This window comes from Candidatus Pelagibacter communis (assembly GCF_001180185.1).
Taxonomy (GTDB): Bacteria; Pseudomonadota; Alphaproteobacteria; order Pelagibacterales; family Pelagibacteraceae; genus Pelagibacter; species Pelagibacter ubique_F.
The window spans coordinates 48,944-65,823 of the sequence record NZ_CVSS01000037.1; the positions used below are offsets into that span (position 1 = coordinate 48,944).

Annotated in this window: 18 protein-coding genes; 13 read left to right on the top strand and 5 right to left on the bottom strand. The window is 33.3% G+C overall.

The features are described 5' to 3' along the window. Window position 1: 1 nt before the first annotated feature. From AMN95_RS02470 to AMN95_RS02490, 5 genes are all read right to left on the bottom strand, one after another. Entirely contained in the window at window positions 2–1,030 is a 1,029-nt protein-coding gene (locus tag AMN95_RS02470; protein ID WP_075522407.1) for a quaternary amine ABC transporter ATP-binding protein, read from the bottom strand. Between the two features lie 63 nt (window positions 1,031–1,093). Beyond that, on the bottom strand, window positions 1,094–1,645 hold the full coding sequence (locus AMN95_RS02475) for a hypothetical protein (protein ID WP_075522408.1): 552 nt from the start codon (window positions 1,643–1,645) through the stop codon (window positions 1,094–1,096). Further along, window positions 1,646–2,023, bottom strand: a complete 378-nt coding sequence (locus AMN95_RS02480; RefSeq protein ID WP_075522409.1) for an MORN repeat-containing protein — start codon at window positions 2,021–2,023, stop codon at window positions 1,646–1,648. 34 nt (window positions 2,024–2,057) lie between these two features. Further along, window positions 2,058–2,519, bottom strand: coding sequence for a hypothetical protein (locus AMN95_RS02485; RefSeq protein ID WP_075522410.1), 462 nt, complete (start codon window positions 2,517–2,519; stop codon window positions 2,058–2,060). A 70-nt stretch (window positions 2,520–2,589) separates the two neighbouring features. Then, entirely contained in the window at window positions 2,590–3,534 is a 945-nt protein-coding gene (locus AMN95_RS02490) for an ABC transporter substrate-binding protein (RefSeq protein WP_075522411.1), read from the bottom strand. Between the two features lie 100 nt (window positions 3,535–3,634). Between AMN95_RS02490 and AMN95_RS02495 the strand changes: the two genes are divergently transcribed. From AMN95_RS02495 to AMN95_RS02550, 13 genes are all read left to right on the top strand, one after another. Further along, the gene (locus tag AMN95_RS02495; RefSeq protein ID WP_075522412.1) at window positions 3,635–5,974 is read left to right on the top strand and encodes an aminomethyltransferase family protein; all 2,340 of its coding nucleotides are present in this window, start codon (window positions 3,635–3,637) and stop codon (window positions 5,972–5,974) included. Next, window positions 5,974–6,324, top strand: coding sequence for a hypothetical protein (locus AMN95_RS02500; RefSeq protein ID WP_075522413.1), 351 nt, complete (start codon window positions 5,974–5,976; stop codon window positions 6,322–6,324). Before AMN95_RS02495 ends, AMN95_RS02500 begins: the two co-directional genes overlap by 1 nt. A gap of 82 nt (window positions 6,325–6,406) precedes the next feature. Further along, window positions 6,407–7,732, top strand: a complete 1,326-nt coding sequence (locus tag AMN95_RS02505) for an NAD(P)/FAD-dependent oxidoreductase (protein WP_075522414.1) — start codon at window positions 6,407–6,409, stop codon at window positions 7,730–7,732. A 67-nt stretch (window positions 7,733–7,799) separates the two neighbouring features. Next, the gene (locus AMN95_RS02510; protein ID WP_075522415.1) at window positions 7,800–9,269 is read left to right on the top strand and encodes a glutamine synthetase family protein; all 1,470 of its coding nucleotides are present in this window, start codon (window positions 7,800–7,802) and stop codon (window positions 9,267–9,269) included. Between the two features lie 22 nt (window positions 9,270–9,291). Beyond that, window positions 9,292–10,236: a class II glutamine amidotransferase domain-containing protein gene (locus AMN95_RS02515; RefSeq protein WP_075522416.1), complete on the top strand. Its 945-nt coding sequence runs from the start codon at window positions 9,292–9,294 to the stop codon at window positions 10,234–10,236. Beyond that, window positions 10,224–11,078 carry a GltB/FmdC/FwdC-like GXGXG domain-containing protein gene (locus AMN95_RS02520; RefSeq protein WP_075522417.1) on the top strand — a complete coding sequence of 285 codons (855 nt, stop codon included), beginning with the start codon at window positions 10,224–10,226 and terminating at the stop codon, window positions 11,076–11,078. Before AMN95_RS02515 ends, AMN95_RS02520 begins: the two co-directional genes overlap by 13 nt. Beyond that, window positions 11,078–12,496 (top strand): FMN-binding glutamate synthase family protein, encoded by a 1,419-nt coding sequence (locus AMN95_RS02525; protein ID WP_075522418.1) that lies wholly within the window; start codon window positions 11,078–11,080, stop codon window positions 12,494–12,496. The genes AMN95_RS02520 and AMN95_RS02525 overlap by 1 nt, the downstream gene beginning before the upstream one ends. Before the next feature lie 8 nt (window positions 12,497–12,504). Continuing rightward, complete coding sequence (locus AMN95_RS02530) at window positions 12,505–12,921, top strand: hypothetical protein (protein ID WP_075522419.1); 417 nt, start codon at window positions 12,505–12,507, stop codon at window positions 12,919–12,921. 124 nt (window positions 12,922–13,045) lie between these two features. Then, on the top strand, window positions 13,046–14,446 hold the full coding sequence (locus AMN95_RS02535) for an ammonium transporter (protein ID WP_075522420.1): 1,401 nt from the start codon (window positions 13,046–13,048) through the stop codon (window positions 14,444–14,446). A gap of 11 nt (window positions 14,447–14,457) precedes the next feature. Beyond that, window positions 14,458–14,688 (top strand): hypothetical protein, encoded by a 231-nt coding sequence (locus tag AMN95_RS02540; RefSeq protein WP_075522421.1) that lies wholly within the window; start codon window positions 14,458–14,460, stop codon window positions 14,686–14,688. Window positions 14,689–14,748: 60 nt separating this feature from the next. Beyond that, a complete protein-coding gene (locus AMN95_RS05655; protein ID WP_179850342.1) occupies window positions 14,749–14,907 on the top strand; it encodes a hypothetical protein in 159 nt (52 codons plus the stop codon). Window positions 14,908–14,924: 17 nt separating this feature from the next. Continuing rightward, window positions 14,925–16,250 carry a type III glutamate--ammonia ligase gene (gene glnT, locus AMN95_RS02545; protein ID WP_075522422.1) on the top strand — a complete coding sequence of 442 codons (1,326 nt, stop codon included), beginning with the start codon at window positions 14,925–14,927 and terminating at the stop codon, window positions 16,248–16,250. A gap of 1 nt (window position 16,251) precedes the next feature. Next, the coding region (locus AMN95_RS02550) for a pyridoxal-phosphate dependent enzyme (RefSeq protein ID WP_143323761.1) at window positions 16,252–16,880 on the top strand (629 nt) is incomplete at its 3' end.

Sequence of the window (16,880 nt, forward strand, 5' to 3'; positions counted from 1 at the left end):
TTTAATTATTATTTTTTCTTCCTCCAAAAACTGTATTAATTATTTTAGTTGGATTAATGGAACCTATAATTTCGTTGTTTTCATTCACTACAGCAACTGGTTTTTCTTGAGTGAGAATTTTTTCTGCAACATTCTCTATAATTTCATCTTTTGAGACTTTTAAGTCACCTAAATTATCTTTAGATACCTCCATAACATCTTCAATCAACAAGACTTTTTCTCTTGGTACTTCTTCAGTAAATTTTCTGACATATTCAGTAGCTGGGTTTAAAACAATATTAGCAGGTGTATCTAACTGCTCAATTATACCATCTTTCATAATTGCAATTCGGTCTGCAAGTTTTAAAGCCTCGTCAAAATCATGTGTAATAAACATAATTGTTTTTTGTAACTTATCTTGAAGTCTTAAAAACTCATCTTGCATTTCTTTTCTAATTAATGGATCTAAAGCTGAAAAAGGCTCATCTAAAAACCAAATATCTGGCTCAACTGCTAATGATCTTGCAATACCTACTCTTTGTTGTTGTCCTCCTGAAAGTTCTCTTGGAAAATAGTTTTCTCTACCATCAAGACCAACTAGTTTAACCATGTCCATTGCTTTACTAATACTGTCTTCAATCTTGATTCCTTTAATCTGAAGTGGAAAGGCTATATTTTCAACAACAGTTTTATGAGGAAGTAAAGCAAAGCTTTGGAAAACCATTCCCATTTTATTTCTTCTAAGATCTATGAGGTCTTTATTGTTTAGTTTTAACAAGTCTTGGCCCTCTATAAAAATTTTACCACCTGTAGCATCTGTTAATCGTGAGATGCATCTTAGTAAAGTTGATTTACCTGAGCCTGATAAGCCCATAACAACTAACATCTCTCCTTTTGAAACTTCAAAAGAAGCATTGTTCACACCTACAATACACCCATTTTCTTGGAAAGTTTTAGCATCAACATTACCATTAGAATCTTGAAGCATTTTTTGAGCATTTGCTCCAAATATTTTATACACATTTTCACATTTGATAACTGGCTCAGACATAAATTTTAATTAGGTTATATGAAATTAGGATAAAATTAAATCCATAATATTGTTACTTTCCCCCTAAAAATTTTTAATATAATAAACTCTTGTATCAATTCCTGTACTTAAAAAACTTAATGCTTCACCACTTACAGTTATTGACTCGTCAACTCCAACATTATTTCCGCTCACTGTAAACCCTGCAAAACACTTATTTTTCTCCTCATCCCACTTAACAAATGTTTCATCAATTTTGTTACCGTTAATTGTATAAATTTCATGAGCTCTAAAATTTAAAAAATTTGCACCCATAATTGCACGTTGAGGAATTAATTTTGTAGCTTTACAAACTTGCTCGTAAACTTCATCTGTTAACTTATAGTGATCTGTGCCATCAAAAGTTACTAATATTCCTGAGGGCAATTTAGAAATTAATTCACTTAATTTCTTTTCTTTAGCAATTCTTTCCTCCTCTAATTTCATTTTTCTAACAAGTTCATCACCACCACCAAACTTTATATTTAGAATAAAAAAAGATAATGAAATAATGAAAATTATTAATATCAACCCACCAAACTGTTTTGTGGTCTCAGGTAAATATTTTATTTTATTCAAAAAATTTTCTTTCAACATTTAATCTTGTAACTCTCCATTTTTCCATATTCCTGTTTTTTGAGTTCCATCGGACCAAGTAAAAGTTCCTTTTCCATTCATAAAACCTTTTGCCCATTCACCTTCATAAGTTGAACCATCAGGAAAGGTTAAAATACCTAAGCCGCTCCATTCGCTATTTTTAAACTCACCTTTGTAGATGTATCCGTTAGGCCAAGTCTCAATTCCTTGTCCGTTTTTCTTAGTACCTACCCACTCACCCTCATAAGTAGTTTTATCTGTGTAAACCCATTTTCCAAAACCGTTTTCACAATTTCCTTCTTTGCACCCTGTACTTCGTGCTATCGCAACTGAACTGATAAATAAACCTAAAATAATTACTAAGAGGTATTTTTTCATAGCAATACTTTACACAAAATTAGTTAAAAAAAAATTATACTTTTTTGTCATCCTTATTACATGAATAAATAGAAATATATTTTTCAGAGTTTTCACTTTTCATATTTTTTGTTATTTCATGAATTAATTCACCTGTTTTTCTTGTGATAATACCGGACTCAGAATAATTTTTTTCTTTATCAATTGATTTAAATAAAACCACATCTTTATTGACTACTTTGACATTAAGTTTTGATGAAACTGAAAGAAATGATGATAACCCTTTGATTAAAAGTGTTTCTGGTTTTTTTGATAAAATTTTTAAACTATCTATACCTTTTTCATTTAAATCTTTTGCTAAAAATGTTTGATAGTTATATTTTGAATTTTTAATTATTTTTTTTTCTAAATCACAGACAAACTCGAGATCAATATTTTCATTTATGCTAACATCTTTTGCTAAAGTTTGATTAAAAAATAATAAACTAATTAGTATAGTAAAAAAATATTTGATCATCTAAATTTGTTTAAAAAAAATCTCCCCCAACATAGTTGGGAGAGATTTAAAGATTTAACTGCCTTTAATATTATTTAATAAAAGCTTTCCAAACTTTCTCGTTATCTTTCAGCCATTTTTTAGCTGCATCCTCATGAGTCATTTTGTCAATGTCAACTAAAGCTGCCATTGCACCAATCTGACTTGTTGAGAAAGAAAGTTTTTTGAACATTGCTGCTGCATCCGGATGAGTTTTTGGAAAATCAGCATTAACCGCTTTTTTCAAATAACCATCTGGCGAACCACATTTTCCATCTCCACCATCTTCAGGTCTGCAACCTGCAGTGTAAGGAGGAAAGTCGATAAATGTAAAACCAGCACCATCAGTAAAGTTTGGTGTCCAGTTAAAAATGATTGTTCCTCTTCCTTCTTTTTCAGCTGCTGCTAACTCTGCCCAAAGTGCATCCGCACTTCCAGCAAATTTAACCCACCATAGATCTCCCAATCCTAAAGCGTCAACTCTTTGGGGGATTAGGTCACCATGCCAAGTTTGTGGACCTTCCAACATTCTTCCTTTTCCATCTGGAGAGTCAGGTGTTGTAAAGTTTTTAGCACAGTCTGGATTTTTTAAAGCAGTCCAGTCTGGTAATCCTGGGCATAATCCTTTTTCAGCAACCCAATTAGGATATCCCATATCCTCAAGTGTTCTTGCTTCATGGTCTCCCCAGTCTAGCAATCCACCTTTATCAAGAGCTGTTGTGAATGATTTACCAAAAGCAGATTCCCATACCTCATGAGATATAGTAACGTCACCAATTCTAATTGACTCGTATACTGCTTGTGAGTCAGCATTTACGTATTTTACGTTGTTACCCATGCTTTCCATTATTCCACCAATAACGTAAGCCATTACAATTTGACTTGACCAATTGTGTGTCGGAATTACGATGGGTTTTTTGCTATCTGCATTAGATAGTCCAGCAAAACTAACTGCTGAGATTATCGCTGCAGAAATTAACGATATTATTTTTCGCATTATTTCCCCTTTCTTAATATTAAGTATGGTTAGTATGTGCCTAAGTAAAATGATAGTCAACTACTAGATATTTATATAATATAACAATAGATTATAAAAAATGTCGCAAACTACTTTAGATATAAAGGAACCAGGCCTTAATGTGTTACCACCTGGAGTTGAAAGACATGTAGTTAATGCAGGAGGTCTCACTGGCTTACAAATTTTCCCCGATGATGAAATAGAAATTATAAATGATGAAGGAAATCAGATTTGTGAAATAATTTGTTTTGATAAAGATGGAAAATCTGAAAACGGAATTCTTAATTTAAAAGAGAATGCTAAGGAAAGTTTTATAAAAGAAATTTTACTTAGAAAAGATGAAAGTTCTTTAATTACCAATCTTCAATTAAAAAAACGGAATTTAAATATAAATAAATCTAAATCCTCAATTTTGTTTGATGACAATACTCCTAGTGGTGAAAAAATTAAAATTAAATCTAAAGATAAATGTTATGTGATTTTTTCAGCACCACAAAATGATATGCTAGTGAGTGATCAAAACCCTTCGAGTGATTTAACAATATTTATAAATAGAGCAAAAATTATTAATGATAAAGAGTTGTCAATTATACCTGATCCAATTTATGAACCTAATTATGAAAAAAATATTGATAGAGAAACTTCAATTTCTTATGAAGTTAAAGAAGGTGATTATATTCAGGTCATAAGCCCAGCAGGAAGACAATGTTCTGACTTTGTGGCATTTGATACTAGAAAACTAGATAAAAAAATTGAAAAAGGTCTTGATTGGCAAACAACAAGAACTTTTATGGGTAATACTTTTCCTGGGCCAGGATTGTTTTCAAAATTTTATGATACTGATCATGAACCACTAATTGAGGTAATTAGAGATACTGTTGGCAAGCACGATACATTTAACCTTGCTTGTACTTCAAAATATTATGAAGATGCTGGCTATTTTGGCCACCCAAATTGTTCTGACAACTTAACTAATTCTATGTCTAAATATGGTGTTCAAAAACAAAAAGGTTGGCATGCTATAAACTTATTTTTTAACACGTCAGCTTCAGGATTAAATTCTGTTATTTCTGATGAGTCATTTGCTAGGCCTGGTGATTATGTAATGTTTAAAGCTCTAAAAGATTTAACAATTGGAACTACCGCATGTCCAAGTGATATAGATGCTTGTAATTCATGGAATCCAACTGATATTTTTGTTAGAACTTATGACAAAAAAAAAGAATTTACAAAATCATTTGCTTTTAGAATGAAAACAGACTCTGAAAAAAAACTTACTAGAAATTCTGGTTTTTATGAAAGGACATCAAAATTAACCAGAAACTTTATTGATGCTAGAGGATTTTGGTTACCTAATGATTATACTAAACATGGTGTAGTTGAAGAATATAATGCTTGTAGAGAAAAAGCTGTCCTAATTGATTTATCTTCTTTAAGAAAATTTGAAATTATAGGACCGGATGCTGAGGAATTAATGAATTATACACTCACAAGGAACATTAAGAAACTTTCTGTTGGTCAAGTTGTTTACTCTGCAATGTGTTATGAAAATGGAATGATGTTTGATGATGGTACATTATTAAGATTAAGTGAAACTGGTTTTAGATGGATTTGTGGAGATGAATACGCTGGTGAATGGTTAAAAGAAGTTGCAAAGAAAAAAAAATTCAAGGTAAATGTAAAAAATTCAACAGATCAAATTAGTAATGTTTCTATTCAAGGTCCTAAAAGTAGAGAAATCTTAAAAAAATTAATTTTTACTCCTCCTACCCAACCATCAATAGATGAGTTGGAATGGTTTAGATTCACAATTTGTAGAATTGAAGACCTTCAAGGTATTCCACTAATTGTTTCCAGAACAGGTTATACTGGCGAACTTGGTTATGAAGTCTGGTGTCACCCAAAACATGCTCCTGAAGTGTGGGATAAACTTATGGAAGCTGGAAAAAATCACGGTTTAATCCCTGCAGGATTTGCTGCTTTAGATAAATTAAGAATTGAGGCAGGTTTAATTTTATTTGGTAATGAATTTGATGGACAACAAGATCCTTTTGAAGCTGGGATTGGATTTGCAGTTCCACTCAAAACTAAGGATGAGGATTTTATAGGAAAAGAAATTCTAAAAGAGCGGAAAGCAAATCCACAAAAAAAACTTGTTGGTTTAGAGCTTATTGGAAAAGAACATGCTGGTCATGGTGATTGTGTGCATGTTGGAAGATCACAAGTTGGAATAATAACAAGTGGTTGTTTATCAACAACTCTTAATAAAAATATAGCACTTTGTAGAATAGATACTCAATACTCAGAGCCAGGGACAGAGGTTGAGGTTGGAAAAATAGATGGTCACCAAAAAAGAATTTCAGCAAAGGTTGTGAGTTTCCCACACTTTGACCCTAAAAAGACTAGAGTAAGATCTTAATGGCAAAAACAACTAAAGATTTACTTGAATTTTGGGAAGATCAAATGAAACTTTCCCATACATCTTCTAATTACTTTTTTAGAAAGTCACCTTCACATTATCACATGATGCTTCTAGTTATGCATGCATATAAATATAAAGAGAATTTAACAGTTGAGGAACTAAAGACTAAATTGTTTAAAACATCTCGACCGAAGTCTGCTTTAATGATCAATGAAGCATGTGAAAAAGGTTTTTTTTTCTTAGAAAAAACTTCAGGTGATCAAAGAAAAAAACACATAAAACCAAGTGTGTCTTTTATTGAAGAATTTAACAGATATCTGGAAACTTTAAAAAATCTAAGCTTCTAAAGAATAAGTAATTAATTATTTATATATTTTATATATATAAAAAATTATATATTTAAGTCGCACGAAAAATAAAGATGTATCAATGTCATTACCGACGAAAGCAAAAGTAGTAATAATCGGTGGAGGTATCCACGGTTTAAGTACTGCTTGGAAATTATCAGAAACTTATAAAAACCCTGGTGACATCGTAGTTTTAGAAAAAAAAGACACAGCAGCTGGTGCAAGTGGAATAGCTTGTGGGGTTGTGAGAAATAATTATTTCCAACCAGCGATGAGAGAATTAATGGCTCATTCAGTTTCAGTTTGGGAAAGCGACCCTAAAGCATTTAAATACAATCCAGTTGGTTATTTACAAATATCACCTGAGGTTATGCATGAAGATGTTGCGAGCATTTATGAGCAACAAAAAGCAATAGGATATGAATCTGATTTTATAGAAGGTGAAAAGGATTGCATGAAATACATGAAGGGAATGTTTGATGACTGGCAAGCCCAAGGTATAACTTCAATTCTTCATGAAAAAAAGGGTGGATACGCATTTAATAAAGATTCTATTAAAGCTTTAGAAAATAAATCTACTTCTAATGGTGTTCAAGTGATGAAAGGTGTGAAAGTTACAGGATTTAAAAGAGGAAGTAATAGTAAAGCGGTTACAGGGGTTGAAACAGATAAAGGCACAATCGATTGTGAACAAGTAGTAATTGGAGCAGGACCGTGGGCTAGAGATTTTTGGAATATGTTGGAATTACCTAAAACAGCAAACATAAAAGGTAAAGATGGTAAAATGCATGTAACTGATATGTGGACTTACTGGATGCTTCAAGAGGGTGTTATTGGTGTTGAGCCAGATTTCTTAAAAACAAATGATGGTAAACAGCCACCAGTAGTTCATGTTGACTCGACTGCACCATTATATTCGGATAAAACAAAAAAATTAATTACGGATAAAATTTGGGGAATTTATTATAAACCTGATATTGATGGTTTAGGAGTTCAAGGTGGAACATCACCTTACATTGTTAAAAAACATTTTGATCAAGTAAATGTTGATCCTTATGGAATTGAGTCTCCAGAGTATCAAACTACTGATGCGTTTAGTGATATGTGGTGCTCTGCTTTAGCACATTGCCAAAAAAGATTTGAAGGAAAATCTGATTTATATAGAAAAGGTCCATCAGGTGGTCTTGGATGCATGACACCAGACTCATTTCCAATCTTTGATAGATTTTTTGAAAACGTATATATGATTGCCGATGCTAACCATGGTTATAAAATGATTGGTGTTGGAGAGCTTGTTGCAAAAGAAATTCTTGGTACTGAAAGTGATTTATTGAAACCGTTTAGATTCAACCGTTACGAGAAGGGAGAACTTCACCCTACTTCGAACAGTCCGTTCCCTTGGAGTTAAACTCTAAGCCTAGACACAAATAAAATTTTCAGCTACGTTTGAATAAATATAATTCATTGAGGGGAAAATGACTGATCTAGAAAAACATGTTAACCGACCAGGAAGAGATAAGTTAGTAAAAAAAGTTAGAGAAAAAATTAATGAGTTAGGAATAACTTATATTTATTATCAATTTATATCAGTAACAGGTAGAGTTGTTGGTAAAGGAATTCCAGCAGATCATTGGGAAAGAACTGCAGAAAAAGGTTTTCAATTAGTTTACGGAGCAACAGCAAACTTATTTTTAGATCGTCATAACAACTATATTGGATACGGTCCAGAGGCTATGGAGCTAGTTGGTATTCCTGATCCTGAAACTTTTTGCCAATTACCTTGGGATAAAAGAGTTGGAAGAGTATTTGTAACATGTTTTAGAAATAGAGAAGAAAGACAAAATCCAGGTGGACATTTAACTTCTGACTGTAGAGGTAATTTGAGAATTTTCATGGAAGAATTCGAAAAGAAACATGGACTTGAATTAAGAGTTGGAACAGAGCCTGAAATGATGTGGCTTACAAAAAATGAGGATGGAACTCCGACTGGAAAAGGTTTTTCTAAACCATTCTGTTATCATATTGATCAATTTGAATCTTTAAGACCTGTTTTTATGAAGGTTATTGAGTATTCAAAAGCTATGGGTTTAGATATGATTCAAGGTGACCACGAAGATGCTCCAGGTCAATTAGAGTTAAACTGGACTTATGATAATGTTTTAAGAAATGCTGATAGATTATCAACTTATAGACAAATTTGTGCACAAGTTGCAAGAGAACATAACTTAATTGCATGTTTCATGACTAAGCCTTTTATGGGTGTGTCAGCTAGTGGTTGTCATACTAATATGTCTTTATGGAAGGGTGGAAAAGTAAAAACTAACAAACTTGGACATAAAACTTTACCGGCTGTTGAAGAGGTATTTGGTTATGTTGAAGGTGGAACAAATACTTTTATGCCTGATACAAAAGATATGCAGTTACCGGGTAAAATTGGTTTACAATCAATTGCTGGTATAATGGAACACTTGCCAGCTTTAACTGCGTTAGGATCTTCAACTGTAAATTCATATAGAAGATTGTGGGATCAAGGTTTTTGGGCTCCTGTTTATGCTGACTGGGGTTACCAAAATAGAACTTGTGGATTGAGAGTATCAGCACCGGGTAGATTTGAATACAGATCGGTAGATTCAATGCATAATCCTTATTTATTAGGTGCAGCCTTACTGAAAGCTTGTGATCATGGAATTAGTAAAAAGATGCAACCAGCAGCTCCAGAGTCTAGAAATATTTATGAAGCTCAAAAGGCAGGTAAAGATGTTAAGAAACTTCCTTTGAGTTTAGGTGAAGCTTTAGAAAGATTATCAGAAGATGAAGTTATCAAATCTGCAATGCCTGATGAGATGTATAAAGTTTTCCATTGGTATAAAAATGATGAATGGGAAAGATTTTTAGGTGCAACAACTCAATGGGATTTAGATACTTATTTAGATTGTTTACCATAATAGATACAGAGAGAGAAAATATATGTGCGGAATAGCAGGATTAATTCATAGAGGAAAATCATCAAACGTTGGTCATGAACTTCAGGGAATGTTACAGGCTTTAAAACACAGAGGAGAAGACTCTACAGGTTATGCTTTATATGGCGATACCGATGGAAAAAATTTCATTATGAGATTTAAAGTTGGTGAAAATGTTGGTGAAGGAAGCACATCTGTTGCTGAAGATGTTTCTGTTTATGACGAGAGAAAAAAAATAGTAGATACTTACCTTACTGAAATGGGAGCAAAAATTATAAAAGAAGAAAGAATTCTTCCCTACTCTCTAAGATATGAAATTCAATATGATAAAAAAGATTTATTAGAATTCTCACAAAAAATTGAAAGTATACCTGGTGTTGAAATACTTTCTATGGGCAAATCTTTAGAAGTTATAAAAGATCTTGGAAATGCTAAAATGGTTTGTGACAGATATAATTTAGATAAACTTGTTGGCACTCATGCAATCGGTCATGCTAGGATGGCGACGGAGTCTGGAGTAGATATCAAGTCAGCTCACCCTTTTTGGGGTTATCCATTTAGTGACGTATCAGTAGTACATAATGGACAATTAACTAATTACTGGAACAATAGAAGATCTTTAGAAAATAAAGGAATGCGTTTTATGTCTGAATGTGATTCAGAACTAATAGCTGTTTATCTAGCTGAAAAGATGAGAGATGGAGCATCTTTGGAAGAAGGTATGAAAGAGTCTCTTACAGGTTTAGATGGTGTTTTTACTTATTTTGTTGCGACTAAAGACTCATTAGGTATGGCAAAAGATACGATGGCTGCAAAGCCTTTAGTTCTTTATGAGTCAGATGATTTAGTTGCAATGGGCTCAGAGGAAATAGCGATAAGATCAATTTTGCCACAAGAAATTGATACTTATGATCCGTTCGATGGAGAGGTGAAAGTATGGCAAATATAAAAACTGTTACAAAAAAAACGAAGGCCCAGGCAATGGGAATGCATAAAGAGGTTTTAACAGGAAGAACTCAACAAAAATTTTTTAATCCTGACGAGGCTGAAAATTTTTATTACTTTGGAACTTATGATGTGGACTTTAATAAAAGAACTGACCTTGATGTTGAAAATATGACTGCAGCAGAAGCAAACAAAGAAATAGATAATTTAATGAGTCAAGGTTATGGAACTATAGTTATCAAAAATCCACAAGGTAAACACAGTATAGGTGTTGGAATTTTAAATAAATTAAATTTAATTTTTGAAGGTAGTTTGGGATATTTTGGAATTGGTTCATGTGATGGACCAATAGTTAGAATCAATGGTCGAGTTGGTTGGTCCTGTGCTGAAAATTTAATGGCTGGTAAAGTGGTAATAGAAAAAAATGCAGGGTCGTGTTTTGGGGCAGCAATTAGAGGTGGAGATTTAATTTGCAAAGGTAGTGTTGGTGCTAGAACTGGTATTGATATGAAAGGTGGAACCATAATTATTGGTGGAGATGCTGGTGCTTTTACTGGTTTTATGATGCAAAGAGGTAGAATAATTATACTAGGAGACGTTGGGATTAATTTAGGCGACTCTATGTATGATGGGACAATTTTCGTAGGTGGAGAAATTGGCTCTTATGGTAGTGATGCTGTAGACGCGGAATTGACAAAAAGCGACCAAGATTGGTTAAAACGAAAATTAAAGGTTGCTGAAATAGGTGAAAACTTTGACGTGAGTAAAATGAAAAAAATAGTAGCTGGTAAAAAACTTTGGAACTATGACAATCTAGAACCTACTGAGAAAAAAGGAGCAATTTAATGCCTAAGAAAAAAAAGAAAAAAAATGGTAAAATAAAAAAGAATGGTAATGTTGGTGGAAAAGCAGATGTTCACTTAAGTTCAAATGGTGGAAGAAACAAAAGTCTCTTAGGACATAATGCTATTTTTACTCCTGATGTAATTGATGACATTCATATAAAATCGCAATTAGGAAGATATAGAATGCGAGGAATGGCATTAATGAAAAAAATTCCTACATTTGATGATTTAGTTTTCTTGCCAGGTACACTTACAAGATTTGTAATCGAAGGATATAGAGAAAAATGTGAAACCAAAACTGTAATTGGTCCAAGATGTGAAAATCCAATTGAATTAGATATACCGGTTTATATTACTGGTATGAGTTTTGGAGCTTTATCATATGAGGCTAAAACAGCTCTTGCAAGAGGAGCGACAATGGCAGGTAGTGCAACATGTTCAGGTGAAGGTGGAATGATACCTGATGAAAGAAGATATTCAGAAAAATGGTTTTACCAATGTATTCAATCAAGATATGGATTTAACCCACATCATGCTCAACTTGCTGATGGGATAGAAGTTTTTATTGGACAAGGACAAAAAGTTGGAATGGGTGGACACTTAATGGGTCAGAAAGTAACTGACCAAGTAGCTGAGATGAGATCATTACCGTCTGGTATCGATCAAAGATCTCCTGCTAGACATCCAGATTGGTTAGGTCCAGATGATTTAGCTTTAAAAGTTGAAGAGTTAAGACAACTGACTAAAAATAAAGTTCCAATTCAATTAAAATTGGGTGCATCAAAAGTTTATGATGATGTTCGTATGGCAGCTAAATGTGATCCAGATTCTATTTATTTAGATGGTATGGAGGGATCAACAGGAGCTGGTCCGCATATTGCAGCAGCTAATACAGGGATTCCTGGAATAGCAGCAATCAGAGAAGCTAGAAGAGCATTAGATGATGTTGGTAAAACAGGAAAAGTAACTTTAATTTATGCAGGTGGTGTTAGAGATGGTGCTGATATGGCAAAAGCTTTAGCTTTAGGTGCTGATGCTATTGCAATAGGAACAGGTTCTATGATTGCGCTTAACTGCAACAAAGATATTCCTGAAGCAAATTTTGAAAAAGAAATGGGTGTAAAAGCAGGTGAATGTTATCACTGCCATACTGGAAGGTGTCCAGTTGGTGTTGCAACTCAAGATCCTAAGCTTAGAGCTAGATTAAATCCTGATGATGCTGCACTTAGAGTTTACAATTACCTTCACTCAATGACTTTAGAAGCGCAATTGTTAGCCAGAGCGTGTGGAAAAACAAATATCCATTCTTTAGAACCTGAGGATTTAGCAGCACTAACTTCTGAAGCATCAGCTTTAGCTAAAGTTCCTTTGGCTGGTACTAATTACACAGTTGGAGTTGATAACTACCACAAAATTTAAAGATAATTATGGCTAAAAAGAAAAATAAAAAAAAAGCGTCAAAATCAGTGGCTGTAAAAGACCAACAATTAGGTAAAAAAAAAGAAACAGCTAGAGAAAAAATGATAGGCCAATCTATTGGTTATAGATATGACGTTAATCTTCTTCCTGATTACAGTAAGATGACACCTTTTTTAAAAAAATACGTGGAAGCAATGGGTTGGGATGATTTGAATTGGTTAGAAGATGTACATATGGGTTATGAAGAGGGAAGACCCGCAGTATTTTGTAGAAACGCGAATGGCTGGGTTACAATTCCAAGTTCAATTAAACTACCAAACAATCAACAAGATAGAGATATGATAGCTAGAGAACTTTTAGTTAAATTTCAAATGTCTCCAAAACACCCTCTTGTTGATTTGAAAAAAGCTTACTTAAAATTTTAATCACACAATCTAAAGTTGATTATTTTTTGAAACCTGTTGTGAATATTAGGTTTTAGAAGATTGTTTTAATTGTCACATCTTTACAAATTTTATAGGCTTTCAAAAACTAATATGGAGAGAGAATATGACTGATCAGTTAGGTGCTCTTACTACTATATTTACAGAATTCTACTACTGGGTAACAGTAGTACTGATGTTTTTGATTCATGTCGGTTTCTGTATGTATGAAGTTGGAGCTTCTCGATACAAACATCACCAACATACTTTAATGAAAAACACGATGCTGATACCTTTGGTAACAGTAACTTGGTTTTTATTTGGTTGGTGGATTTATTGGGCTTTCCCAACAGGACCGGGATTAGCACCATCAATAATGAATGAAAGTACGGCTCTAATTACAGATGATTCTGCATTTAGTGCTACTTGGTATACTGCAACAAGTGAATTAATGGCTGTAAATTTAGGAGACCACATTTCGGGTGTCTTCTGGGCTGCATTCCTTTTATTCTCTTGGACAGCTGCTTCCATCGTTTCAGGAGCAATCATTGAAAGAATTACAACTTTTGCATTTGGAATTTTAGCAATTGCAATTGGATCTGTATTCTGGACAATTGATGCTGCTTGGGGATGGCACTTTGATGGCTGGATGCTTAAACTATTAGGATACCACGATGCTTATGCATCAGGAGTAATTCACGCTATAGCTGGTGGATTTGCTTTAGGTGTTCTTATGGTTTTGGGACCAAGAATTGGAAAATTTTCATCTAGCGGTGAACCAAGAAACATTGGACCAAGAAATCCTTGGTTAGTAACAATTGGATTATTTCTAATTTATACTGGTTTCTGGGGCTTCTACGCAGCGTGTAATATACCAATCTTTGATCTTGGGCCTGAGTACGGTATGGAAGGCATAAGTTATTGGACAGCAACAAACATATACGTAACCCCTACTACACTTAGTGGTATTACTTTTAACTTCTTGATGTCATTATCAGGAGGATTATTAGCCGGTTATTGGATTGCAAAAGGTGATCCATTCTGGACATACTCAAGTGGACTAGCAGGTATTATATGTGCTTCAGCTGGAAATGATTTATATCATCCAATTCAGGCTATGATAATCGGTATGATCGGTGTTGTGATTTCATACAAACTACATTATTTCGTTGAGCGTAAGTTCAAAATTGATGATGCAGTTGGTGCAGTTGCAGTACATGGTTATGCTGGATTCATTGGTTTAGTAATATGTGGTTTTGTTCTTAATGGTTATCCATCATCTGGTTACAGTGTTGGTGCTATGTGGGATGGAACTACTTACGCAACAATTAATCCATTAGGACAGTTCATAGGAGCATTAATTATGTTCGTAGTTCTTGGACTAATACCGGGCTATGTTATTGCTAAAGTTCTCGCAGGTATGGGTAAATTAAGAATACCACGAGAGGTAGAAATAGCGGGTCTAGATTATGAAATGATGGAAACTGCTAAATCGGATGAAAAAGCAGTTGCATCAGCAACCAGGTAAAGGAGAAATATATGGCGACTGTTACAAACTGGGTAGATCACCTAAATAAACCAGCAGAAGAAGTTGTTGGTGCTGTTTATCCTGGTGCTGGATCTAGTGAAGGTATACTTGTTATACTAGCTATAATTTTATGGGTTGGTTGGACTGTTTTAACTGCCAAATCCGAAAGTGATGAGCTTGAAAGATTGGGTAGAAAAAGACATGGTCCAAATGACCATAAAAGCAATATTACCGATTGGTAATTTCAACTAAAAATTTGGGCACTGTTAATCACAGTGCCCATTTTTATTTCTTAACCATTAATGCCTGAAGAAGATAATAATAACGAAGAATTGAGACCAAGTAAAATGCGGGGTGTTGTTTTTCCTAAAGCAAAGTATGGTGTAATTATAGCTATAATAATAATTATCTGTGTAAATTTAATTTTATATAAAGAAACAATTTTTTCCTTTTTCAAATAACTATGTTAACCTGAGTTGTGACAAAAAATTTATTTAAAATTGCAAAAGAAAAAAAAATTAAATATTTCTTAATAAGCTTTGTTGATCTATTTGGAGTTCTTAGATCTAAACTAGTGCCAGCACATGCAATAAAAGAAATGCAAGAAACTGGCGCAGGGTTTGCAGGGTTTGCTGCTTGGTTGGATATGACACCTGCTGACTCAGACATGTTTGGAATTCCAGATCCAGATAGTTTAATTCAATTACCTTGGAATAAAGAAGTTGGTTGGCTTGCATCAGATCTTTGGATGAATGGAAAACCTGTGGATGCCTCTCCAAGGGTAATTTTAAAAAAACAAATTAAAAAACTCTCAAAACAAGGTTTGACGATGAAATCTGGAGTAGAATGTGAATATTTTTTGATATCTCCAGATGGAAGCTCCATTGCTGATCCAAGAGATACTCAATCAAAACCATGTTATGATCAATCAGCATTAATGAGAAGATATGATTTAATTAAAGAAATTTGTGATTGTATGATTGAAATGGGATGGGGTCCTTATCAAAATGATCATGAAGATGCTAACGGCCAATTTGAGATGAATTGGGATTATTCAGATTGTTTAAAGACTGCAGATAGACATACATTTTTTAAATACATGGTAAAAACTATTGCTGAAAAGCATAGTCTGAGAGCAACGTTTATGCCTAAACCATTTGAAAATTTAACTGGAAACGGTTGTCATGCTCATATTTCTGTTTGGGATGGAAAGAAAAATAAATTTCTGGATAAATCTAATGAATTAGGTCTAACTAAAATGGCATATAATTTTTTAGGTGGTGTAATAAAACATGCTTCATCTCTATCTGCATTTTTCAATCCAACAATCAATAGCTACAGAAGAATTAATGCACCTCCAACAAAATCAGGAGCATCATGGTCACCAAGTAGTATATCTTATACCGGTAATAATAGAACACATATGATAAGAATTCCTGATCCGGGAAGATTTGAATTAAGATTAATGGATGGATCGGCTAATCCTTATTTGCTACAAGCAAGTGTTCTCGCAGCTGGAATAAATGGTATTAAAAATAAAATTGACCCTGGTAAACCTCTTCATTGTAATATGTACGAGGACTTTGCAAAATATCCAGATCTTCCAAAACTTCCTGATGAATTAAATCAATCGTTAAAAAAATTAAAACAAAATAAAGAGATGAATGAGGCTTTTGGTACTGATGTAATTGATAGTTATATAAAGCTAAGAAGCACAGAAATTAAAGAATTTAATAATGTAGAGAAATTTGATAAGTCGAAACCTATAACCAAATGGGAAAGACAAAATACTCTAGATTGCTAAAGTGAAAAGCTTAAAAAATCTTAAAAGCTGGAGATATAAAAAATTATTAAAAAATTATCATTATAGTTTTAAAAGAAACTATGTTTTAAAACAACTTCCCTCTTCATTAATCACCAATGCTTTTAAAACTATATCAAATTGGAAAAACTATAAAGCAACTCCTCTTTTATCACTTGATAAATTGAAGAAAAATTTAAACTTTAACAATATATTTTATAAAGATGAGTCTAGGAGATTTCACTTAAAGTCCTTTAAAGCTTTAGGAGGGGCATACGCAGTAGAAAAAATATCTAAAGGTAAAAAGAATATGGTAATTTCGTCAGCAACAGCTGGGAATCATGGTAGATCTGTCGCTTGGGGCGCAAAAAGATTAAATTTGAAGTGTAAAATTTTTGTAAGTCAATATGTAAGCCAAACAAGAGTTCATGAAATAGAAAAATTTGGAGCTGAGGTAATAAGGGTTAAAGGAAATTATGAAAATTCATTAGAGGAATGTAAAAGACTCTCGAAAAAAAATAATTGGCAAATTGTTCAAGACGTCTCAACTAAAAACTATAAGTATATTCCCCAGCTTACAATGGCTGGATATTCTATTATGATAAAAGAAATCTCTAAACAAACAGATCATTA

What these genes read in the sequence shown, in the direction of transcription:
- AMN95_RS02470 (WP_075522407.1), bottom strand. Translation starts at nt 1,030, where the DNA reads ATGTCTGAGCCAGTTATCAAATGTGAAAATGTGTATAAAATATTTGGA.
- AMN95_RS02475 (WP_075522408.1), bottom strand. Translation starts at nt 1,645, where the DNA reads ATGTTGAAAGAAAATTTTTTGAATAAAATAAAATATTTACCTGAGACC.
- AMN95_RS02480 (WP_075522409.1), bottom strand. Translation starts at nt 2,023, where the DNA reads ATGAAAAAATACCTCTTAGTAATTATTTTAGGTTTATTTATCAGTTCA.
- AMN95_RS02485 (WP_075522410.1), bottom strand. Translation starts at nt 2,519, where the DNA reads ATGATCAAATATTTTTTTACTATACTAATTAGTTTATTATTTTTTAAT.
- AMN95_RS02490 (WP_075522411.1), bottom strand. Translation starts at nt 3,534, where the DNA reads ATGCGAAAAATAATATCGTTAATTTCTGCAGCGATAATCTCAGCAGTT.
- AMN95_RS02495 (WP_075522412.1), top strand. Translation starts at nt 3,635, where the DNA reads ATGTCGCAAACTACTTTAGATATAAAGGAACCAGGCCTTAATGTGTTA.
- AMN95_RS02500 (WP_075522413.1), top strand. Translation starts at nt 5,974, where the DNA reads ATGGCAAAAACAACTAAAGATTTACTTGAATTTTGGGAAGATCAAATG.
- AMN95_RS02505 (WP_075522414.1), top strand. Translation starts at nt 6,407, where the DNA reads ATGTCATTACCGACGAAAGCAAAAGTAGTAATAATCGGTGGAGGTATC.
- AMN95_RS02510 (WP_075522415.1), top strand. Translation starts at nt 7,800, where the DNA reads ATGACTGATCTAGAAAAACATGTTAACCGACCAGGAAGAGATAAGTTA.
- AMN95_RS02515 (WP_075522416.1), top strand. Translation starts at nt 9,292, where the DNA reads ATGTGCGGAATAGCAGGATTAATTCATAGAGGAAAATCATCAAACGTT.
- AMN95_RS02520 (WP_075522417.1), top strand. Translation starts at nt 10,224, where the DNA reads ATGGCAAATATAAAAACTGTTACAAAAAAAACGAAGGCCCAGGCAATG.
- AMN95_RS02525 (WP_075522418.1), top strand. Translation starts at nt 11,078, where the DNA reads ATGCCTAAGAAAAAAAAGAAAAAAAATGGTAAAATAAAAAAGAATGGT.
- AMN95_RS02530 (WP_075522419.1), top strand. Translation starts at nt 12,505, where the DNA reads ATGGCTAAAAAGAAAAATAAAAAAAAAGCGTCAAAATCAGTGGCTGTA.
- AMN95_RS02535 (WP_075522420.1), top strand. Translation starts at nt 13,046, where the DNA reads ATGACTGATCAGTTAGGTGCTCTTACTACTATATTTACAGAATTCTAC.
- AMN95_RS02540 (WP_075522421.1), top strand. Translation starts at nt 14,458, where the DNA reads ATGGCGACTGTTACAAACTGGGTAGATCACCTAAATAAACCAGCAGAA.
- AMN95_RS05655 (WP_179850342.1), top strand. Translation starts at nt 14,749, where the DNA reads ATGCCTGAAGAAGATAATAATAACGAAGAATTGAGACCAAGTAAAATG.